This is a genomic window from Pseudomonas sp. RIT411, assembly GCF_003057735.2.
GTDB classification, from domain to species: Bacteria; Pseudomonadota; Gammaproteobacteria; order Pseudomonadales; family Pseudomonadaceae; genus Chryseomonas; species Chryseomonas oryzihabitans.
On the sequence record NZ_QBIZ02000017.1, the window covers coordinates 98,849 to 117,017 of the forward strand.

General features: G+C 68.5%; 16 protein-coding genes. 12 read left to right on the forward strand and 4 right to left on the reverse strand.

Annotated elements, in window-relative coordinates; translation table 11 throughout:
* Nucleotides 1-9: 9 nt before the first annotated feature.
* Both DBY63_RS20020 and DBY63_RS20025 read right to left on the reverse strand, forming a co-directional pair.
* Entirely contained in the window at nt 10-1,317 is a 1,308-nt protein-coding gene (locus DBY63_RS20020) for a nitrate/sulfonate/bicarbonate ABC transporter ATP-binding protein (RefSeq protein WP_108582668.1), read from the reverse strand.
* Nucleotides 1,318-1,472: 155 nt separating this feature from the next.
* Nucleotides 1,473-3,227: an ABC transporter permease subunit gene (locus DBY63_RS20025; RefSeq protein WP_108582669.1), complete on the reverse strand. Its 1,755-nt coding sequence runs from the start codon at nt 3,225-3,227 to the stop codon at nt 1,473-1,475.
* A gap of 278 nt (nt 3,228-3,505) precedes the next feature.
* On the opposite strand from DBY63_RS20025, the gene DBY63_RS20030 reads away from it, so the two are divergent.
* From DBY63_RS20030 to DBY63_RS20080, 11 genes are all read left to right on the forward strand, one after another.
* On the forward strand, nt 3,506-4,507 hold the full coding sequence (locus DBY63_RS20030) for a substrate-binding domain-containing protein (protein ID WP_108582670.1): 1,002 nt from the start codon (nt 3,506-3,508) through the stop codon (nt 4,505-4,507).
* Complete coding sequence (locus DBY63_RS20035; protein WP_058791338.1) at nt 4,504-5,517, forward strand: ABC transporter substrate-binding protein; 1,014 nt, start codon at nt 4,504-4,506, stop codon at nt 5,515-5,517. Before DBY63_RS20030 ends, DBY63_RS20035 begins: the two co-directional genes overlap by 4 nt.
* 1 nt (nt 5,518) lies before the next feature.
* Entirely contained in the window at nt 5,519-6,376 is an 858-nt protein-coding gene (locus DBY63_RS20040) for an ABC transporter permease (RefSeq protein ID WP_108582671.1), read from the forward strand.
* A complete protein-coding gene (locus DBY63_RS20045) occupies nt 6,373-7,167 on the forward strand; it encodes an ABC transporter permease subunit (protein WP_108582672.1) in 795 nt (264 codons plus the stop codon). The genes DBY63_RS20040 and DBY63_RS20045 overlap by 4 nt, the downstream gene beginning before the upstream one ends.
* A complete protein-coding gene (locus DBY63_RS20050; protein WP_108582673.1) occupies nt 7,164-8,195 on the forward strand; it encodes an ABC transporter ATP-binding protein in 1,032 nt (343 codons plus the stop codon). The genes DBY63_RS20045 and DBY63_RS20050 overlap by 4 nt, the downstream gene beginning before the upstream one ends.
* A gap of 12 nt (nt 8,196-8,207) precedes the next feature.
* Nucleotides 8,208-9,035 (forward strand): phosphodiesterase, encoded by an 828-nt coding sequence (locus DBY63_RS20055; protein ID WP_108582674.1) that lies wholly within the window; start codon nt 8,208-8,210, stop codon nt 9,033-9,035.
* 179 nt (nt 9,036-9,214) lie between these two features.
* Complete coding sequence (locus DBY63_RS20060) at nt 9,215-9,901, forward strand: GntR family transcriptional regulator (RefSeq protein WP_027599608.1); 687 nt, start codon at nt 9,215-9,217, stop codon at nt 9,899-9,901.
* Nucleotides 9,902-9,940: 39 nt separating this feature from the next.
* Nucleotides 9,941-10,747, forward strand: coding sequence for an ABC transporter substrate-binding protein (locus DBY63_RS20065; protein ID WP_044342000.1), 807 nt, complete (start codon nt 9,941-9,943; stop codon nt 10,745-10,747).
* A gap of 12 nt (nt 10,748-10,759) precedes the next feature.
* Nucleotides 10,760-11,527 (forward strand): amino acid ABC transporter permease, encoded by a 768-nt coding sequence (locus DBY63_RS20070; RefSeq protein ID WP_007158607.1) that lies wholly within the window; start codon nt 10,760-10,762, stop codon nt 11,525-11,527.
* A 2-nt stretch (nt 11,528-11,529) separates the two neighbouring features.
* Nucleotides 11,530-12,306: an amino acid ABC transporter ATP-binding protein gene (locus tag DBY63_RS20075; RefSeq protein ID WP_042133785.1), complete on the forward strand. Its 777-nt coding sequence runs from the start codon at nt 11,530-11,532 to the stop codon at nt 12,304-12,306.
* 42 nt (nt 12,307-12,348) lie between these two features.
* A complete protein-coding gene (locus DBY63_RS20080; protein WP_108582675.1) occupies nt 12,349-13,965 on the forward strand; it encodes a gamma-glutamyltransferase family protein in 1,617 nt (538 codons plus the stop codon).
* Nucleotides 13,966-14,006: 41 nt separating this feature from the next.
* On the opposite strand, the gene DBY63_RS20085 is transcribed toward DBY63_RS20080, so the two are convergent.
* Together DBY63_RS20085 and DBY63_RS20090 are read right to left on the reverse strand one after the other, a co-directional pair.
* Entirely contained in the window at nt 14,007-16,208 is a 2,202-nt protein-coding gene (locus tag DBY63_RS20085; protein ID WP_108582676.1) for an OsmC domain/YcaO domain-containing protein, read from the reverse strand.
* Nucleotides 16,209-16,305: 97 nt separating this feature from the next.
* A complete protein-coding gene (locus DBY63_RS20090; RefSeq protein WP_108582677.1) occupies nt 16,306-17,184 on the reverse strand; it encodes a LysR family transcriptional regulator in 879 nt (292 codons plus the stop codon).
* A gap of 106 nt (nt 17,185-17,290) precedes the next feature.
* Between DBY63_RS20090 and DBY63_RS20095 the strand changes: the two genes are divergently transcribed.
* Nucleotides 17,291-18,154, forward strand: a complete 864-nt coding sequence (locus DBY63_RS20095; RefSeq protein WP_108582678.1) for an NmrA family NAD(P)-binding protein — start codon at nt 17,291-17,293, stop codon at nt 18,152-18,154.
* The last annotated feature ends 15 nt before the right edge of the window (nt 18,155-18,169 follow it).

Consider the following 18,169-nt stretch of genomic DNA (forward strand, 5'->3'; position numbering starts at 1 on the left):
TGGTCGCTCTTAGCCCGGATTTTCCAGGCTGAACATATCGGCCGCTTGATCATAGGCGAAGAGCTCACCATAGCGCCCCCACTGGATGGCGCTGCCGAGGGTGCGGGCGGCGTCGGCTTCGTCCATGAAGTCCTCCAGTTCGTCGCGGAAGCGCCGCGCCGGCGCCGTGTGGCCCTGGCGATCGTCCAGCACCCGGCGGATATGGGCCACCAGCGGCACGAAGTTGAGCAACTGGCGGGCGAACAGCTGCTTGCGCACGTCCACCCCCGCCTCGACGTAGGCGCGCCCGGCCGGCAGCAGGCGCAGATCGCCGCCTTCGAGGACCGCCAGGCGCAGCAGTTGCAGCACCTCGGCCAGGGGAAAGAGTTCGTCCAGCGCATAGCCCAACCCGCCGGCCAGCTCCGGCAGGTCGGCGCGACCGTCGTAGGGCGCGGCCTGGACCGCCTCCAGCAGGCCGGCCAGGGCGTTCGTCGAGACCGTCGGCAGCCGCATGCCCAGGCCATTGCCGGGAACCCCTGCGTCGTGGGGTGCCGGGGTGGCCTCGCCAGTCATGCGCACATAGATCTCCTCCACCAGTTCGCGAAAGGCCGGATCGTGGCGATTGCGCGGCTGCGGCAGGTCGATGCGGATCTCGCTGGCGACGCGCCCGGGATTGCTGGAAAAGATCAGTACCCGATCGCAGAGCAGCACCGCCTCGGCGATGTTGTGGGTGACCATGAGGATCGAACGGATCGGCATGCGCCCCTCGACCCAGAGGTCGAGCAGGTCGGTGCGCAGGGTCTCGGCGGTGAGCACGTCCAGCGCCGAGAAAGGTTCGTCCATCAGCAGCACGTCCGGGTGCACCACCAGGGCACGGGCCAGGCCGACGCGCTGGCGCATGCCGCCGGAGAGCTCCTTGGGATAGGCGCTCTCGAAGCCGTCCAGGCCGATCAGGTCGATGGCGGCCAGGGCGCGACGACGGCGCTCGTCCAGCGGCACGTGCAGGGCTTCCAGGCCGATCTCGACGTTCTGCAGCACGGTCAGCCAGGGAAACAGCGCGAAGCTCTGGAACACCATGCTGACCCGGGCACGCTGGCCGTCGTCCTTGGGCGGGAAGTCGACGGTGCCGCCGCTGGGGGTGAGCAGGCCGGCGATGGATCTGAGCAGGGTCGACTTGCCCGAGCCGGAGCGCCCCAGCAGGCCGACGATCTCGTTTTCGTGCAGGGTCAGGGAGACTTCGTCCAGCACGACCCGGGCCGGGCCGCCGGCATTGCCATAGAGCTGGCGGACGTTCTGGACATCGATCAGGGGACGGGCATTCAGCGCGGTCAGGTTCATGGCATTTCTCCTCTGGAGCCTGTTTAAAGGCTAGCGAGCTAGAGACAGACAAGGCGGAAATGGCTGAGGAAGCGGAGTTTACGAGTGGTAAATGAGCATTCCGAAGCCATTTCCAACGCAGTTCGGCCGACGCGCAGCAGCCTTTGAACAGGCTCTTAGTCGAGCCGTAGGCGCCGCTCGGCGTAGGCATACAGGGGCCGCCACAGCAGCCGGTTGAATCCGAGTACGAAGATCGACATCACCACGATGCCCAGGGCGACCCGGGGGAAATCGCCGGCGGTGGTCATCTGCGCGATGTAGGCGCCCAGGCCATGGGCCTGCAGGCGTTCATTGCCCCAGCTCACCACCTCGGCGACGATGCTGGCGTTCCAGGAGCCGCCCGCGGCGGTCAGGGCGCCGGTGACGTAGTAGGGAAAGATCGCCGGCAGGGCCAGCTGCCGCCACCACTGCCAGCGCTTGAGACCGAACAGCCGGGCCGCTTCGCGCAGGTCGTTGGGCAGCACGCTGGCGCCGGCGATGACGTTGAACAGGATGTACCACTGGGTGCCCAGCACCATCAGCGGCGACAGCCAGATGTCCGGATTGAGGTGGAAGCTGACGATGCCCACCACCGCCACCGGGAACAGCACGTTGGCCGGAAAGGCGGCGAGGAACTGGGCCACCGCCTGCAGGCGCTGCGACCAGCCGGGACGCAGGCCGATCCAGACGCCGATGGGCACCCAGATCAGGCTGGCGACGGCGATCAGCAGCAGCACCCGGGCCATGGTCAGCAGCCCCAGGCCGAGCACCGCGACCGCTTCCACCCAGTAGACGTCGGCGGCGATGAAGCGGTACAGCGCATAGACGCCATAGGGCAGCACCACCAGCAGCGCGCCGTACCAGAGCACGTCCAGCCCGCGCTGCAGCCAGGCGCGGCCCTGCGGCGCCAGGTGCCAGTGCGGCCAGGCGCGGCGGATCCGCGGGGTGGCGAGCTGGGTGCAGAAGCTGCCGAAGCCGCCCAGCATGCGCCCCAGGCGCGCACGCCGGACCAGGTCGTAGACCCAGGAGCGCGGCACCTGCTGGCTGGCGGTCTGCTCGACGCGGAAGCGATCGGCCCAGGCCACCACCGGGCGGAAGAACAGCTGGTCGTAGACCAGGATCACCAGGCCCATGGCCAGCACCGCCCAGCCGATGGCGGCGATGTCCTGCCGGGCGATGGCCAGCGCCAGCCAGGAGCCGATACCGGGCAGGTTGATGGTGTTGTCGCCCACGGTGATGGCTTCCGAGGCCACCACGAAGAACCAGCCGCCGGACATGGACATCATGGTGTTCCACACCAGGCCGGGGATGGCGAACGGCAGCTCGAGGCGAAAGAACCGGCGCCAGGGCGACAGCCCGAACTGGCGACTCACCTGCTGCAGGTCCTCGGGCACGGTGCGCAGCGACTGGTAGAAGCCGAACGCCATGTTCCAGGCCTGGCTGGTGAAGATGGCGAAGATGGCCGCGCACTCGGCGCCCAGCTGGCGACCGGGAAAGAGACCCAGGAAGAAACTCACGGTAAAGGTCAGGAAGCCGAGGATGGGCACCGACTGCAGGATGTCGATGGCCGGCAGGATCAGCAGCTCCGCCTTGCGACTCTTGGCCGCCAGGGTGGCGAAGACAAAGGTGAACAGCAGCGAGGCGCCCAGGGCGATGAACATGCGCAGGGTGGTGCGCAGGGCGTACTCGGGCAGTCGCGCCAGGTCGAGGGTCATGGGATCGGCGTCGAGCACGGCCAGGGGCGCGCGCATCTCGGCGACGCCATGCCAGATCAGCGCCAGGGCGATCAGCCCGAGGACGAGGCAGAGGGCATCGGCCCACAGGGAGGTGGGACGTTGCCGCAGCGAGCGCGGCGCCACGGCGGGGGTGTAGAGGCCAGGAAGGGTCTTCATGGCGTACCTCTTTGAATGGGGGCCTTGGGAGAGCGGCCGGCCCTGCCGCGCAGGGTTCGGACACCGGGCTAATCTAGGCGCGCCATCCCGTCCCAGCCATCGAAACGATGGACGTTTGGCTATACCAAGGTATATCCCGCCCTCGCCTGCTGCCCTGCGCGCCGGAGGACCTACCGGCGCGCAGGGCCAGAGCAGAAGCTTCATCTCGCTGTCATCGTCCCGACATCTGCCGCCGGCATTGTCTGCCCCCAATGAGATCGATCTCAAACGAGGCCGGCATGACCGATCTGAAACAGGTAGCGCAACAGGCGGGAGTCTCCCGGGCCACCGCGGCACGTGCCTTCGCCACGCCCGAGCAGGTGCGCGAGAGCACCCGGCAGCGGGTGCTGGACGCCGCGCGCAGTCTCAATTTCCGCCCCAACCTGCTGGGCCGCCAGCTGCGCCAGCAGAGCACCCGGCTGATCGGCGTGGTGGTGCCGAGCCTGCTCAACCCGGTGTTCGCCGAACAGCTGCAGGCCATGGAGCGCACCGCGCGCAGCCAGGGCTATTCGCTGGTGATCGCCACCACCGACTACCAGCCCGAGCGCGAGGCGGCGGTGGTGGAGGAACTGCTGCGCCAGCGCGTCGCCGGTCTGGTGCTGACGGTGGCCGATGCCGACCGCAGCGGGGTGCTGGCCGAGCTGAGCCAGGAGCAGACGCCCTTCATCCTCGCCTATCACGAACCCCAGCGCCCCTATGCGGCGGTGGCGGTGGACAACCGCCAGGGCATGGCCATGGCCACCGAGCACCTGCTCGGCCTGGGACACAGCCGCATCGCCCTGGTCTCGGGGCCGGCCCAGCAATCGGATCGCAGCGAGCGCCGGTTCGCCGGCTATTGCCAGGCCATGGCCACCGCCGGCCTGCCGACGCTGCCGCGCCTGGAACTGGCCAGCCACACCGACGCCGACTGGGCGGAGCTGGCGCCGCTGCTGGAGCGCCACGCCCCGACCGCCCTGCTCTGCACCAACGATCTGCTGGCCATCAGCGTCATCGCCGAACTGCAGCGCCACGGGGTGCCCGTGCCCGCCGACCTCTCGGTGGTGGGCTTCGACGGCATCGCCATGGGCGCCCGCCTCGAACCCAGCCTGTGCAGCGTCATGCAGCCCTTGCAGAGCCTGGGCGCCGTGCTCGTCACCGAATTGCTGGCGCTGATCGCCGGCAGTGCCACCCACCAGCAGTGTCTGCCCTGCCTCGTCCGTCCCGGCACCAGTGCCGGCCCCTTGAAGGAGCCCTACCGATGAAATCACTCTTCCCCGTGCGTCGCCTCCTGGCCGGCGTGGTCCTGGCCTGCGGTCTGGCCAGCGCCCAGGCCGCCGAAACCGCCATCTGCTACAACTGCCCGCTGGAGTGGGCCGACTGGGGTGCCCAGCTCAAGGCCATTGCCGCCGACACCGGCATCGAAGTCCCCCAGGACAACAAGAATTCCGGCCAGTCGCTGGCCCAGCTGGTGGCCGAACGCGAAGCCCCGGTGGCCGACGTCGTCTACTACGGGGTGACCTTCGGCATCCAGGCCGACAAGGCCGGGGTGCTGCAGCCCTACCAGCCCAAGCACTGGGACCAGGTCCCGGCCGGCCTCAAGGACCCCAAGGGTGAATGGACCGCCATCCATTCCGGCACGCTCGGCTTCATGGTCAATACCCAGGCCCTGGGCGGCAAGCCGGTGCCGCAGCGCTGGGCCGATCTGCTCAAGCCCGAGTACCGCGGCCTGGTGGGCTACCTGGATCCGTCCAGCGCCTTCGTCGGTTACGTCACCGCGGTGGCGCTCAACCAGGCCCTGGGCGGCAACCTCGACGACTTCGGCCCGGCCATGGCCTTCTTCAAGAAGCTGGCCGCCAACGATCCCATCGTGCCCAAGCAGACCGCCTATGCCCGCCTGCTCTCCGGCGAGATCCCGATCCTGGTCGACTACGACTTCAACGCCTACCGCGCCCGCTACAAGGACAACGCCCCGGTGGCCTTCGTCATTCCCCAGGAAGGCAGCCTGACGGTGCCCTACACCATGAGCCTGGTGAAGGGCGCGCCGCATCGCGCCAATGGCGAGAAGGTGCTGGACTACGTGCTCTCGGACAAGGGCCAGGCGCTCTGGGCCCAGGCCTATCTGCGCCCGGTGCGGGACGTGCCGTTGCCGGCCGAGGTGAAGGCGCGCTTCCTGCCCGACGCCGACTATGCCCGCGCCGGCACCGTCGACTACGGTCACATGGCAGCGGTCCAGGAAGCCTTCGCCAAGCGTTATCAGGCCGAGGTGCGCTGAGATGCAGGGCCTCGCCGTCTCCCTCGGGCGCCGCCGGGTGCCGCGCCGGCTGCCCTGGCCGGTGCTCGTCGCCCTGGCACCGGCGAGCGCCTTTCTGCTGGCCTTCTGGCTGCTGCCGCTGGCGCAGCTGCTGGTACTCGGCGCCCATCCGGACGCTGCCGGCCGCTCCGGCTACTGGCAGGTGCTGACCAGCGCCGGCTATCTGTCCGGACTCGCCCAGACGGTGGCCCTGGCCGCCGTCACCACCCTGGCCACCCTGCTGGTGGCCGGCATCGCCGGCTGCTTCCTGGCGCGGCATGCCTTCGTCGGGCGCAGCCTGCTGGTGGCCCTGCTGACCTTTCCGCTGGCCTTTCCGGGCGTGGTGGTGGGCTTCCTGATCATCCTGCTGGGCGGCCGCCAGGGGCTGTTCGCCGGTCTCGGCCGCAGCCTGGTCGGCGAGCCCTGGGTGTTCGCCTATTCGCTGTTCGGGCTGTTTCTCGGCTATCTCTATTTCTCCATCCCGCGCGTGATCCTCACGGTGATGGCCGCTTGCGAGACCCTCGACACCAGCCTGGAAGAAGCCGCCCGCTCCCTGGGCGCTGGGCTCTTCGCCATGGTGCGCGATGTGCTGATCCCGGGCCTGACCCCGGCGCTGCTGTCCAGCGGCGCCCTGTGCTTCGCCACCGCGATGGGCGCCTTCGGCACCGCCTTCACCCTCGGCACGCGGCTGGCGGTGACGCCCATCGCCATCTACGACACCTTCACCAACTTCGCCAACTTCGGCGTGGCCGCGGCGCTCTCGGTGGTGCTCGGCCTCGTCACCTGGCTGGTCCTGCTGCTGGCGCGGCGCCTCGGCGGCGTCCAGGGAGACCTGCGATGAATCGACCCCTGCGCTTCTGGCTGCAATTGCTGTTCACCCTGCTGGTGGCGGCCTTCCTGCTGGTGCCGGTGCTGCTCTCGGTACTGGCCGGCCTCACCCGCAACTACTTCCAGGGCCTCGCCAGCGGCCTCACCCTCGACTGGGTGCTGCAGGTCTGGCAGGCCTATGCCCCCACCGTCTGGCTGTCGCTGCAACTGGCGCTGGGCACGGCGGTGCTCGCAGTCGTACTCGGCGTCCCGGCGGCCTATGCACTGGTGCGTCTGGACAACCGCTTCGCCCGCGCCTTCGAGGAATTGCTGGTGTTGCCGGTGGCCATGCCCGGCTTCGCCTCGGCGCTGGCGCTGCTGCTGACCTACGGTCACCTGGGCGGCTTTCGCCGCAGCCCGGCGATCATCCTGGTGGGCCACCTGCTGTTCACCCTGCCCTTCCTCATCCGCCCGGTGATGGCGGTGCTCAGACGCAGCCAGCTGCCGCTGCTGGAGGAAGCCGCAGCCAGCCTCGGCGCCGGTCCCTGGCGGCGCTTCTTCGGCGTGGTGGTGCCCAATGCCCGCGCCGGCATCCTGGCCGGCAGCCTCATGGTGATCACCCTCTCGCTGGGTGAATTCAACCTCACCTGGATGCTGCACACGCCCCTGACCAAGACCCTGCCGGTGGGCCTGGCCGACAGCTACGCCTCGGCGCGGCTGGAGGTGGGCTCCGCCTACACCCTGATCTTCCTATTGCTGATCGTGCCGCTGCTGGTCGCCCTCCAGGCCCTCAGCGCCCGCCTGTCCCGTGGAGCCCTGCGATGACCCAAGGTACCGCCGTCCGCCTGCGCCACTGCGCCAAGACCTTTGCCGGAGGCCGCCAGGTGCTGCAGCCCCTGGACCTCGACATCCACCCGGGCGAGACCCTGGTGTTTCTCGGCCCGTCCGGCTGTGGCAAGACCACCACCCTGCGCCTGATCGCCGGCCTGGAGCAGCCCGATGCCGGTGGCCAGGTCCTGTTCGACGACCGCGACGTCACCGGCTTACCCATCGAGCGGCGCGACGTCGGCATGGTGTTCCAGAACTACGCCCTGTTTCCCAACCTGGACGTGGCCGGCAACATCGCCTACGGCCTGAAGATCCGTGGCCTGCCGCGCGCCGAGCGCGATGCCCGGGTCGCCGAGCTGCTGGCCATGATGCACCTCGAGCCCCTGGCCGAGCGGCGCATCCAGCAGCTGTCCGGCGGCCAGCGCCAGCGCGTGGCCCTGGCCCGGGCCCTGGCGCCGCGCCCCCGGGTGCTGCTGTTCGACGAACCCCTGGCGGCGCTGGACGCCCAGCTGCGCGAGCAGTTGCGGGCCGACATCGGCGCGCTGCTGCGCGAACTCGGCACTACCGCCGTCTACGTCACCCACGACCAGCAGGAAGCCCTGGCCCTGGGCGATCGCATCGTGGTGATGGGCGAAGGCCGCATCGCCCAGATCGGCACCCCGACGCAGATCTACCAGCGCCCGGCCAGTCGCTTCGTCGCCGGTTTCGTCGGCCAGCTCAACCGCTTCGAGGTGCGCGGCCAGAGCGACGCCGAGGTGGCGGTCGCCGGCGGGCGACTACCCTGGACCGGCGCGGCCAGCACCCTGTTCTGTCGCCCGGAACACCTGGAGCCGAGTGCGACGCCCGCGCACCTCACCGGCATCCTGGTCGGGCAATTCTTCCAGGGCGCCCATTCGCGGCTGCTGGTGGAGGTGGGCACCGGCCAGCCGCTGCTGGTGGACACCGCCCAGCCCCTGCAGGCGCAACCGGGCGACCTGCTGCACCTGAACGTGCGCCCCGACGCCCTCTTCACCCTGGCTTCCTGACTGGAGACCCTAATGCACGCGCCCTTCCTGCTGGCCCAGCTCAGCGACCTGCACATCAAGGCCGGCGGCCGGCTGTCCTACGGGGTGGTCGATACCCTCGGCGCCCTGCGCCTGGCGGTGGACCGCCTCAACGCCCTGCAACCGCGCCCGGATGCCCTGGTCATCACCGGGGACCTGGTGGACTTCGGCACCCCCGAGGAATACGCCACCCTGCGCGAGGTGCTGGCCGAGCTGGCCATGCCCTTCTTCGTCATCCCCGGCAATCACGACGACCGCGCCGCCCTGCGCGCCGCCTTCGCCGATCACCCCTATCTGCCGGCCCAGGGCACCCTGGACTGGCAGCAGGACTGCGGCCCGCTGCGGCTGATCGGCCTGGATACCCATATCCCGGGCGAGCACGGGGGGCGTCTCGACGCCAGGCAACTGGCCTGGCTCGACGACCAGCTCGCCCAGGCACCCGAACAGCCGACCCTGGTGCTCCTGCATCACCCGCCGTTCCCGGTCGGCATCGGCCATATGGATCGCATCGGCCTGGCCGGCGGTGCCGAACTGGAAGCGGTGATCCGCCGCCATCCCCAGGTGGAACGCCTGCTCTGCGGTCACCTGCACCGGCTGATCCAGCGCCGCTTCGGCGGCACCCTGGCCTGCGTCTGCCCCGGCGTGTCGCACCAGGTCGACCTGGACCTGCGCGAGGCGGCGCCCTCGCGCTTCCGCCTGGAGCCGCCGGGCCTGCTGCTGCATCGCTGGGCGGACGAGGCGCTGGTGACCCACCATCTGCCGCTGGGCAACTATCCCGGGCCCTATCCCTTCTTCGCCGCCGATGGCCAGTTGCTGGACTGACGCCGCCCCGTTTCGGGTCCTGGGGTAGCAAGGCGGCGGCAACTGCGACCCAGGCTGGTGCAAAAGGTAACGCCGGCGCCGGACCGCCCTGACCCGCGGCCCAGCGCTGGCAAGCATTTGGTTCCCTGGCATGGGCCTTGCCTTGGCAGATTGGATACAAAAATCCAGGAAGCCAGCCCATGCCGCTCTCCGCTCTGTCCCGCTCCACCGCCCTGAGCGCCGAAGAAGAGGCCTATCGCCATCTGCTGCAGGCCATCTGCGCCGGGCACTATCGCAATGGCGAACGCCTGATCGCCGAGGACATCGCCACCACCCTGGGCATGAGTCGCATGCCGGTGCGCAGCGCCTTCCAGCGCCTCGCCGCCGAAGGCCTGGTGATCCTCCGGCCGCATCGCGGCGCGGTGGTCAGCGGCCTGGACCTGGACGACATGCGCGAAGTGTTCGAGATGCGCAGCGCCCTCGAAGGCCTGGCCATCCGCCTGGCCACGCCCCATGTCGGCCCCCGCGAGATGACGCGCCTGGAGCGGCTGCTGGAAGACCTGGACGACGAGCAGGAACCCGGCGCCTGGGTCGCCCAGCACCGCGCCTTCCACGAATACCTGTGCAGCCTGGCCGGCCGGCCGCGGCTGCTGCGCCAGATCAACGGCCTCTATGCCCTGATCGAGCCGCACATGCAGCTCTGGCTGCACGCCGACCGGCCCCAGTCGGCCCGCGACGAACACGCGCCCATCCTCGCCGCCCTGCGCGCCGGCGATGCCGCCGAGGCCGAGCGGGTGTTGCGCGAGCACATCGAGGGCACGGTGCCCGACCTGCTGACCTTTATCGAACGATCGGGCGACCAGACCCGAAGTGCGCCCCCGCGCTGAGCCATCCGCCCTGCCACCCCCGTCCTTCCGGAGAAGACCATGACCCGCCACCGGCTTTCCTGCAGTCTGCTCGCCCTGACCCTCGCTGCCGGCTTCACCCAGGCCGCCCCCCAGATCCCCGAGCGCCTGGCCAAGGCGTCCAAGATCACCTATTGCGGCGCCCTCGATACCCCGCCGATCGGCTTCTTCGACGAAGCCCAGAAGCCTAAGGGCCTCACCGTCGACCTCGGCGCCGAGATCGCCAAGCGCCTCGGCGACAAGAAGGTCGACTGGCGCGTGGTGCCCTTCTCGGGCCTGATCCCGGCGCTGCTGGCCGGTCAGTGCGACCTGCTGATCGACCAGCTGTTCGACAAGCCCGAGCGCCGCCAGGTGATCGACATCGTCAACTACATGTACTCCAGCCAGGCGGTGGTGGTGCCGGCCGGCAACAAGGCCGGCATCCATACCCTGGATGACCTCACCGGCAAGAAGGTGGCGGTGCTCAACGGCTCCACCATTCGCACCCTGCTCGACGCCCACAACGAAGAACTGAAGAAGGCCGGCAAGGCGCCCATGAAGCTGGTGGCCTACAACAGCGACACCGACGCCTTCCAGGCCCTGCGCCTGGGCCAGACCGACGCCTACGGCACGACCGTGGAAACCGCCGCCTACTACCAGGGCGTGGCGCCCGGCCAATTCGAGACCGGCGTGCCGGCCTTCGCCCGCATCCTCACCGGGATCGGCGTGCGCAAGGACGACAGCCAGCTCAGCGCCGCCCTCACCCAGATCCTCGCCGACATGAAGGCCGATGGCAGCTACGCCGCCCTCATGGCCAAGTGGCACCTGGAAGGCGACAAGCTCGATTAAGGGACGGTCAAGATGAACTTCAGCTGGGATGTGTTCTGGCAGTACCTGCTGCACCCGAGCGACGTCTACCTCTACGGCCTCGGGCTGACCTGCGTCATCGCCGTCGGCGCCATGCTGCTGGGTTGCGCGCTCGGCCTGCTGGCGGCGCTGGCACGGCTGTCGCGCTACCGGGCGCTGCAATACCCGGTGCGCTTCTATGTCTGGCTGATGCGCGGCACGCCGCTGCTGGTGCAGATCGTCTTCCTCTACACGGCCCTGGCGGCCGGCGGCATCTTCCGCTTCGAGGACCTGGACCTGGGTTTCCTGGTGATCCCGGGCAACATCCAGGCGGCCATCATCGCCCTGGGTCTCAATGAAGGCGCCTACATGGCCGAGATCATCCGCGCCGGCATCGGTGCGGTGGATCGCGGCCAGTACGAGGCGGCGCGCTCCCTGGGCATGACGCCGGCCAAGCTGATGCGGCGCATCGTGCTGCCCCAGGCGCTGCGGGTGATCATTCCGCCGCTCGGCAACGAGTTCAACGTGATGCTCAAGAACACCACCCTGGTCAGCGTCATCGGGGTGCAGGAGCTGCTGCTCAGCACCCAGATGATCACCTCGGCGACCTTTCGCGTCTTCGAGCTGTACCTGGTGGTGGCCATCTACTTCCTGGTCCTGACCACCCTCTGGGGCTTCTTCCAGGCCTGGCTGGAGCGGCGCTTCGGCAAGGCCGACGGTCACAGACCCACCGCCACCGGCCGGCTGTTCAGCCTGCAGGGCTTCAAGCTACGGGGACGCTAGCCATGACGACCACGCAAGAACCCGTGATCCAGGCGCTGGAGGTGCACAAGGCCTTCGGCGAGCTGGACATTCTCAAGGGCGTGAGCCTGGAGGTGCGCCGCGGCGAGGTGGTGGTGCTGATCGGCGCCTCCGGCTCCGGCAAGACCACCTTCATCCGCTGCCTCAACCATCTGGAGGACATCCAGGGCGGCACCATCCGCGTCAACGGCGAGCTGATGGGCTTTCGCGAGCGTCCCGACGGATCGAGGGTCAGGGACTCCGAGCGCAACATCGCCCGCCGCCGCCGCGACATCGGCATGGTGTTCCAGAGGTTCAATCTGTTCCCGCACATGACGGTGCTGGAAAACATCATCGAGGCCCCGATCCAGGTGCTCGGCGTGGCGCGCACCGCCGCCGTGGAGCAGGCCCGCGCCCTGCTCGCCCGGGTGCGGCTGTCCGACAAGGCCGACCACTATCCGGCGCAACTCTCCGGCGGCCAGCAGCAGCGCGTGGCCATCGCCCGCGCCCTGGCCATGAAGCCCCAGGCCATGCTGTTCGACGAACCCACCAGCGCCCTCGACCCGGAAACCGTCGGCGAGGTGCTGCAGGTGATGAAGGAGCTGGCCGAGGACGGCATGACCATGGTGGTGGTGACGCACGAGATGGGCTTCGCCCGCGAGGTAGCCGATCGCGTGGTGGTGCTGCACCAGGGCGAACTGATCGAGGAAGGCCCGCCCGCCCAGGTGTTCGGCAATCCCACCCATCCGCGCACCCGCGAATTCCTCAGTCGCGTGCTCTGAGCCGACGCACGCCGCTACCCGATTGAAGACGAAGAGCCTGCCATGCTGAATTTCTCCGCCCACGACTACCCCTATGCCTCGCAACGCCAGAGCGTCTTCGCGCGCAATGGCATGGTCGCCACCTCCCAGCCGCTGGCCGCCGAGGCCGGCATCGCCATGCTGCGCCAGGGCGGCAACGCCATCGACGCGGCCATCGCCACCGCCGCGGCCCTGACCGTGGTGGAACCCACCGGCAATGCCATCGGCGGCGATGCCTTCGCCCTGGTCTGGGTCAAGGACAGGCTGCACGGCCTGGACGCCAGCGGTCATGCCCCGGCCAGCCTGGACATCGCCACGGTCAAGGCCGCCGGCCACGAACGCATGCCGGTGCACGGCTGGCTGCCGGTCACGGTGCCGGGCTGTCCGGCGGCCTGGGCCGAGTTGTCGCGGCGCTTCGGCAAGCTGCCCTTCGCCACCCTGTTCGAGCCCGCCATCGCCCTGGCCCGCGATGGCTTCCCGGTCTCGCCGGTGGTCGCCCACCAGTGGCGCATCGCCCAGGCCGAGTACCAGGCCAGCCGGGATAAGTCGCCCGAACTGGAAGCCTGGTTCGACACCTTCCTCATCGACGGCAAGGCCCCGGTCGCCGGCCAGCTGTTTCGCAATCCGGCACAGGCGCGCACCCTGGAAGACCTGGCGCAGACCCGCTGCGAAAGCTTCTACCGCGGCGCCCTCGCCCAACGCCTGGCCGCCCATGCCGCCGCGACCGGCGGCCACCTGACCGCCGCTGACCTGGCCGGCTACCAGCCGCGCTGGGTCGAGCCGATCAAGGTCGACTACCGTGGCTATCAGGTGTGGGAGATCCCGCCGAGCGGCCAGGGCCTGATCGCCCTCATGGCCCTGAACATCCTCAAAGGCTATGACTTCGACCAGCGCGACAGCCAGCTCACCTGGCACCGCCAGCTGGAAGCCATGAAGAAGGCCTATGCCGACGGCCTGCACTACATCACCGATCCCGAGCACATGAGGGTCGCCGCCAGCGTGCTGCTGGACGACGCCTATGCCGAGCGCCGCCGCGCCGAGATCACCGACGAGGCCCAGCCGCCGCTGCATGGCGATCCCCAGGCCAGCGGCACCGTCTACATCGCCACCGCTGATGGCGAAGGCAACATGGTGTCCTTCATCCAGAGCGCCTACCACGGCTTCGGCTCCGGCGTGGTGCTGCCCGACAGCGGCATCGGCCTGCAGAATCGCGGCTCGGAATTCAGCCTGGATGCCGCGCATTCCAACGCCCTGGCGCCGGGCAAGCAGACCTTCCACACCATCATCCCGGGCTTTTTGACCCGGGGCGACGTGCCCATCGGACCCTTTGGCGTCATGGGGGGCTACATGCAACCCCAGGGGCATGTGCAGATGGTGATGAACCTGGTGGACTTCGGCCTGAATCCGCAGGCGGCGCTGGATGCGCCGCGCTGGCAATGGCTGGGGGAGATGAAGGTCGGCATCGAGCAGGCGGCTTCCCGCGCCCTGGCCAGTGGCCTGGCGCGGCGCGGCCACCAGATCGAGATCGCCCACGACTCCACCGACTTCGGTCGCGGCCAGATCATCGTCCGCGATCCGGAAACCGGCGTGCTCTGCGGCGGCACCGAGCCGCGCGCGGATTCCCATATCGCGGTCTGCTGACTGCTGGGAAGGCCCCGCCCCGCTACGGGCGGGGCGCTACCTCAGAGCGCGATGCCGGCAGCCCTGGCCCGCGCCGCGTGCAGCTTGCGATAGCTGTCGATCAGTCGCAGGTGCTTGTCGATGCCTTCCAGCTTGAGGCTGGTGGGCGTCAGGCCGTGGAAGCGCACCTCGCCCGAAACCGAACCCAGGGCGGCGTCCAGTCGCTCATTGCCGAACATGCGCCGGAAGTTGACCTCGAAGTCGGCCAGTTCCAGTTCGTCGTCCAGCTCCACTTCCAGCACCGCATTGAGCGCCTGGTAGAACAGGCCGCGCTCCAGAGTGTTGTCGTTGAACTGCAGGAAGGTCTCGACCTCTTCCTTGGCCTCTTCGAACTGCTGCAGCGCCAGGTGGATGAGCAGCTTGAGTTCCAGCAGGGTCAACTGGCCCCAGACGGTGTTCTCGTCGAATTCCACGCCGATCAGGGTGGCGATGCGGGTGTAGTCGTCCACCTGAGTATCGTCCAGGCGTTCGAGCAGGGATTCCAGGGCCGCATCGTCCAGGCGGTGCAGGTTGAGGATGTCCTCGCGCACCGGCAGGGCCTTGTTGGTGTTGTCCCAGATCAGGTCCTCGACCGGATAGATCTCCGAGTAGCCCGGCACCAGGATGCGACAGGCCGGCGCGCCCAGTTCCTCGTACACCGCCATGTAGGCTTCCAGGTCCCGCTCGGCGAGGATGCCGAACAGGGTGGCGGCCTCCTGGGCGGTGGCGTCTTCACCCTCGCTGGAAAAGTCCCAGTCGACGAACTCGTGATCGGCCTTGGCGCTGAAGAAGCGCCAGGAGACCAGGCCACTGGAGTCGATGAAGTGCTCGACGAAGTTGTTGGGCTCCATCAGCGCCTGGCTTTCGAAGGTCGGCTGCGGTAGGTCGTTCAAGCCCTCGAAGCTGCGACCCTGCAACAGCTCGGTGAGGCTGCGCTCCAGGGCGATCTCCAGGCGCGGATGGGCACCGAAGGAGGCGAACACTCCACCGGTGCGCGGATTCATCAGGGTCACGCACATCACCGGGAATTCACCACCCAGGGAGGCGTCCTTGACCAGTACCGGGAAGCCCTGGGCTTCCAGGCCGCGGATGCCCTCGACGATGGCGGGATAGCGGGCCAATACCTCGTCAGGCACATCCGGCAGCGCCAGCTCGCCTTCGAGGATCTCTCGCTTCACCGCCCGCTCGAAGATTTCCGACAGGCACTGCACCTGGGCTTCGGCCAGGGTGTTGCCGGCGCTCATGCCGTTGCTGAGGTAGAGGTTCTCGATCAGGTTCGAGGGGAAGTACACCACCTCGCCGTCGGACTGGCGCACGAAGGGCAGCGCGCAGATGCCGCGCGCCACGTTGCCGGAATTGGTGTCGTGCAGGTGCGAGGCGCGCAGTTCGCCTTCCGGGTCGTAGAGCTTGCGGCAGTAGCGGTCGAGGATCTCCCGGGGCAGCGCGTCCTTGGGACCCGGCTGGAACCAGCGTTCGGCGGGGTGGTGGACGAAGGCGGCGTTGCCGATGGCCTCGCCCCAGTACTGGTCGTTGTAGAAGAAGTTGCAGTTGAGGCGCTCGATGAATTCGCCCAGCGCCGAGGCCAGGGCCGCTTCCTTGGTCGCACCCTTGCCATTGGTGAAGCACAGCGCCGACTGCACATCGCGCAGGTGCAGCGACCAGACGTTGGGCACGATGTTGCGCCAGGAGGCGATCTCCACCTTCATGCCCAGCTCGGCGAGGATGCCGGAGAGCTTGGCGATGGTCTCTTCCAGCGGCCGGTCCTTGCCGGGGATGTAGGTCTGGCGGGTGCCATCGCTGGGCAGCAGCAGGGCCTGGGCATCGGCGTCGAGGCTTTCCACCGCCTCGATGATGAAGTCCGGACCGGCCTGCACCGCCTTCTTCACCGTGCAGCGATCGATGGATCTGAGGATGCCCTGGCGGTCCTTGTCGGACAGCTCGGCGGGCAGCTCGACCTGGATCTTGAAGGTCTGCTTGTAGCGATTCTCCGGGTCGACGATGTTGCTTTGGGCCAGGCGGATGTTATCGGTGGGGATGTCGCGGGTCTGGCAATAGAGCTTGACGAAATAGGCCGCGCAGAGCGCCGAGGACGCCAGGAAATAGTCGAAGGGCCCCGGGGCCGAGCCGTCACCCTTGTAGCGGATGGGCTGATCGGCGATCACCGAGAAGTCGTCGAACTTGGCCTCGAGCCTCAGGTTGTCGAGAAAATTGACCTTGATTTCCATGCACAGCATTCCGGTTTGGAGACAGAGTGGCCGCCATTATCCGGACAAAGGGCGGCGGGTGATACGCAGGCTGTCGTCTCGCCGCCAGCGGACTCCGCTAGTCCAGCCGAAAGATGCCGTCCGGATAGCGCGCGCAGAGGAAATCGACGAAGGCCCTGACCTTGGGGCTCTGCAGTCGCCGCGAGGTGTGCAGCACCCAGAGTTCGGTCTCGCCGGCCTGGGTGCCCCAGCGGCTGAGCGCGCCCTGGTCCAGCTGCCGTTGCACCAGGGACAGCGGCAACAGCGCCGCACCCGCCCCGGCGAGCACCGCCTCGCGGATGGTCAACAGCGAGGTCAGCTGCACCACCGGCTGGGGCAGAAAGCGCGCCCCGTCCTCCGCGAGCGTCCAGACCTCGCCGTCGCCATGGCCGGGCATGACCACCGCCGGCAGGGGCATGGGTTCGGCAGCGGATTCCAGGGGGCGATCGAGGCCAGGTGCTGCCACCAGCACCCTTCGATCCCGGGCGAAACAGCGCCCCACCAGGCGGCTATCGACCGCCGGATTGATGCGGATGGCCAGGTCGAAATGCTCGTCCACCAGATCGGCCAGGCGATCTTCGCCCACCGCTTCGATCAGGATCTCCGGATACTGCCGGCGAAAATCCGCACTCAGACGTCCCAGCGCCACCTGGGAAAACAGCAGCGGCGCCGCGATGCGCAACCGCCCACGCGGCACCGCCACCCCCTCCTGCACCGCCGCCACCGCCTCCTGCACTTCGCGCAGCGGCCCCAGGGTACGGGCCGCCAGCTCGGCACCGGCCGGCGTCAGCAGCAGGCTGCGCCCACCCCGCTCGATCAGCCTGATGCCCAGGGCCTCTTCCAGCTCGGCCAGCCGCCGCGACAGGCTGGCCTTGGGTCGGCCACTGGCGCGACTGGCCTTGCCGATGCCGCCGTGGGTAGCGATGAGCTGGAAGTCGAAGAGCAGACTGAAGTCCAAGGCAGTGTCTCGATTATGGAACGAAGTGTTCCTATTTTAGCGGCTATTGACTCAAGGTGAGACGACTTAAGGTGGCTCCACCCCTCACCCACCTGGAGTTACCGACATGACCATCCTCGTCACTGGCGCCACCGGCAGCGTAGGCCGCCACCTCATGCAACAACTCGTGCAGCGCGATGCCAAGGTCCGGGTGCTGACCCGCAACCCGGCCGGCACCGATTTTCCTGCCGCCGTTGAGGTCATGCAGGGCGACCTGCTCGATCTCGCCGCCCTGCGTCGCGCCTTCAGCGGCGTTTCCACCCTCTTCCTGCTCAACGCCGTGACCGGCGACGAATTCACCCAGGCGCTCATCACCCTCAACATCGCCCGGGAGAGCGGCGTCGAGCGGGTCGTCTATCTCTCGGTCTTCGGCGCCGACAGCGCGGTCAACGTGCCGCACTTCGCGGTGAAGTTCGGCGCCGAACGCATGCTCGCGGCCATGGGCTTTGGCGCCACCATCCTGCGGCCCAGCTATTTCATCGACAACGAAGCCATGCTCAAGGACGTCATCCTGCAGCACGGGATCTATCCCATGCCCCTCGGCGGCAAGGGCGTGGCCATGGTCGATGCCCGGGACATCGCCGAGGTCGCCGCCCTCGAGCTCATCCGCCGCGATCAGGCGCCGGGCAGGCTGCCCAGCACGACGCTCAATCTGGTCGGCCCGGACAGCCTCACCGGCGAGGGCGCCGCGGCGATCTGGAGCGAACTGCTGGACCGCCCCATCCATTACGCCGGCGACGATCCCCAGGGCTTCGAGCAGAACATGGCGACCTTCATGCCGGCCTGGATGGCCTACGAGATGAGGCTCATGGCCGAGCGCTATGTCAGCGACGGCATGCTGCCGCAGCCCGGCGACCGCGAGCGGCTGGTGCAGATGCTGGGGCGCCCGCTGCATGGCTATCGCGACTTCGCCCGGGCGCTGATCGGCTGACGCGTACCACCCAGG

Excerpts from the sequence above, each read along its gene's own strand:
- DBY63_RS20055 (WP_108582674.1), top strand. The coding sequence starts at position 8,208 with ATGCACGCGCCCTTCCTGCTGGCCCAGCTCAGCGACCTGCACATCAAG.
- DBY63_RS20080 (WP_108582675.1), top strand. The coding sequence starts at position 12,349 with ATGCTGAATTTCTCCGCCCACGACTACCCCTATGCCTCGCAACGCCAG.
- DBY63_RS20040 (WP_108582671.1), top strand. The coding sequence starts at position 5,519 with ATGCAGGGCCTCGCCGTCTCCCTCGGGCGCCGCCGGGTGCCGCGCCGG.
- DBY63_RS20050 (WP_108582673.1), top strand. The coding sequence starts at position 7,164 with ATGACCCAAGGTACCGCCGTCCGCCTGCGCCACTGCGCCAAGACCTTT.
- DBY63_RS20035 (WP_058791338.1), top strand. The coding sequence starts at position 4,504 with ATGAAATCACTCTTCCCCGTGCGTCGCCTCCTGGCCGGCGTGGTCCTG.
- DBY63_RS20060 (WP_027599608.1), top strand. The coding sequence starts at position 9,215 with ATGCCGCTCTCCGCTCTGTCCCGCTCCACCGCCCTGAGCGCCGAAGAA.
- DBY63_RS20075 (WP_042133785.1), top strand. The coding sequence starts at position 11,530 with ATGACGACCACGCAAGAACCCGTGATCCAGGCGCTGGAGGTGCACAAG.
- DBY63_RS20025 (WP_108582669.1), bottom strand. The coding sequence starts at position 3,227 with ATGAAGACCCTTCCTGGCCTCTACACCCCCGCCGTGGCGCCGCGCTCG.
- DBY63_RS20085 (WP_108582676.1), bottom strand. The coding sequence starts at position 16,208 with ATGGAAATCAAGGTCAATTTTCTCGACAACCTGAGGCTCGAGGCCAAG.
- DBY63_RS20065 (WP_044342000.1), top strand. The coding sequence starts at position 9,941 with ATGACCCGCCACCGGCTTTCCTGCAGTCTGCTCGCCCTGACCCTCGCT.
- DBY63_RS20045 (WP_108582672.1), top strand. The coding sequence starts at position 6,373 with ATGAATCGACCCCTGCGCTTCTGGCTGCAATTGCTGTTCACCCTGCTG.
- DBY63_RS20095 (WP_108582678.1), top strand. The coding sequence starts at position 17,291 with ATGACCATCCTCGTCACTGGCGCCACCGGCAGCGTAGGCCGCCACCTC.
- DBY63_RS20030 (WP_108582670.1), top strand. The coding sequence starts at position 3,506 with ATGACCGATCTGAAACAGGTAGCGCAACAGGCGGGAGTCTCCCGGGCC.
- DBY63_RS20020 (WP_108582668.1), bottom strand. The coding sequence starts at position 1,317 with ATGAACCTGACCGCGCTGAATGCCCGTCCCCTGATCGATGTCCAGAAC.
- DBY63_RS20070 (WP_007158607.1), top strand. The coding sequence starts at position 10,760 with ATGAACTTCAGCTGGGATGTGTTCTGGCAGTACCTGCTGCACCCGAGC.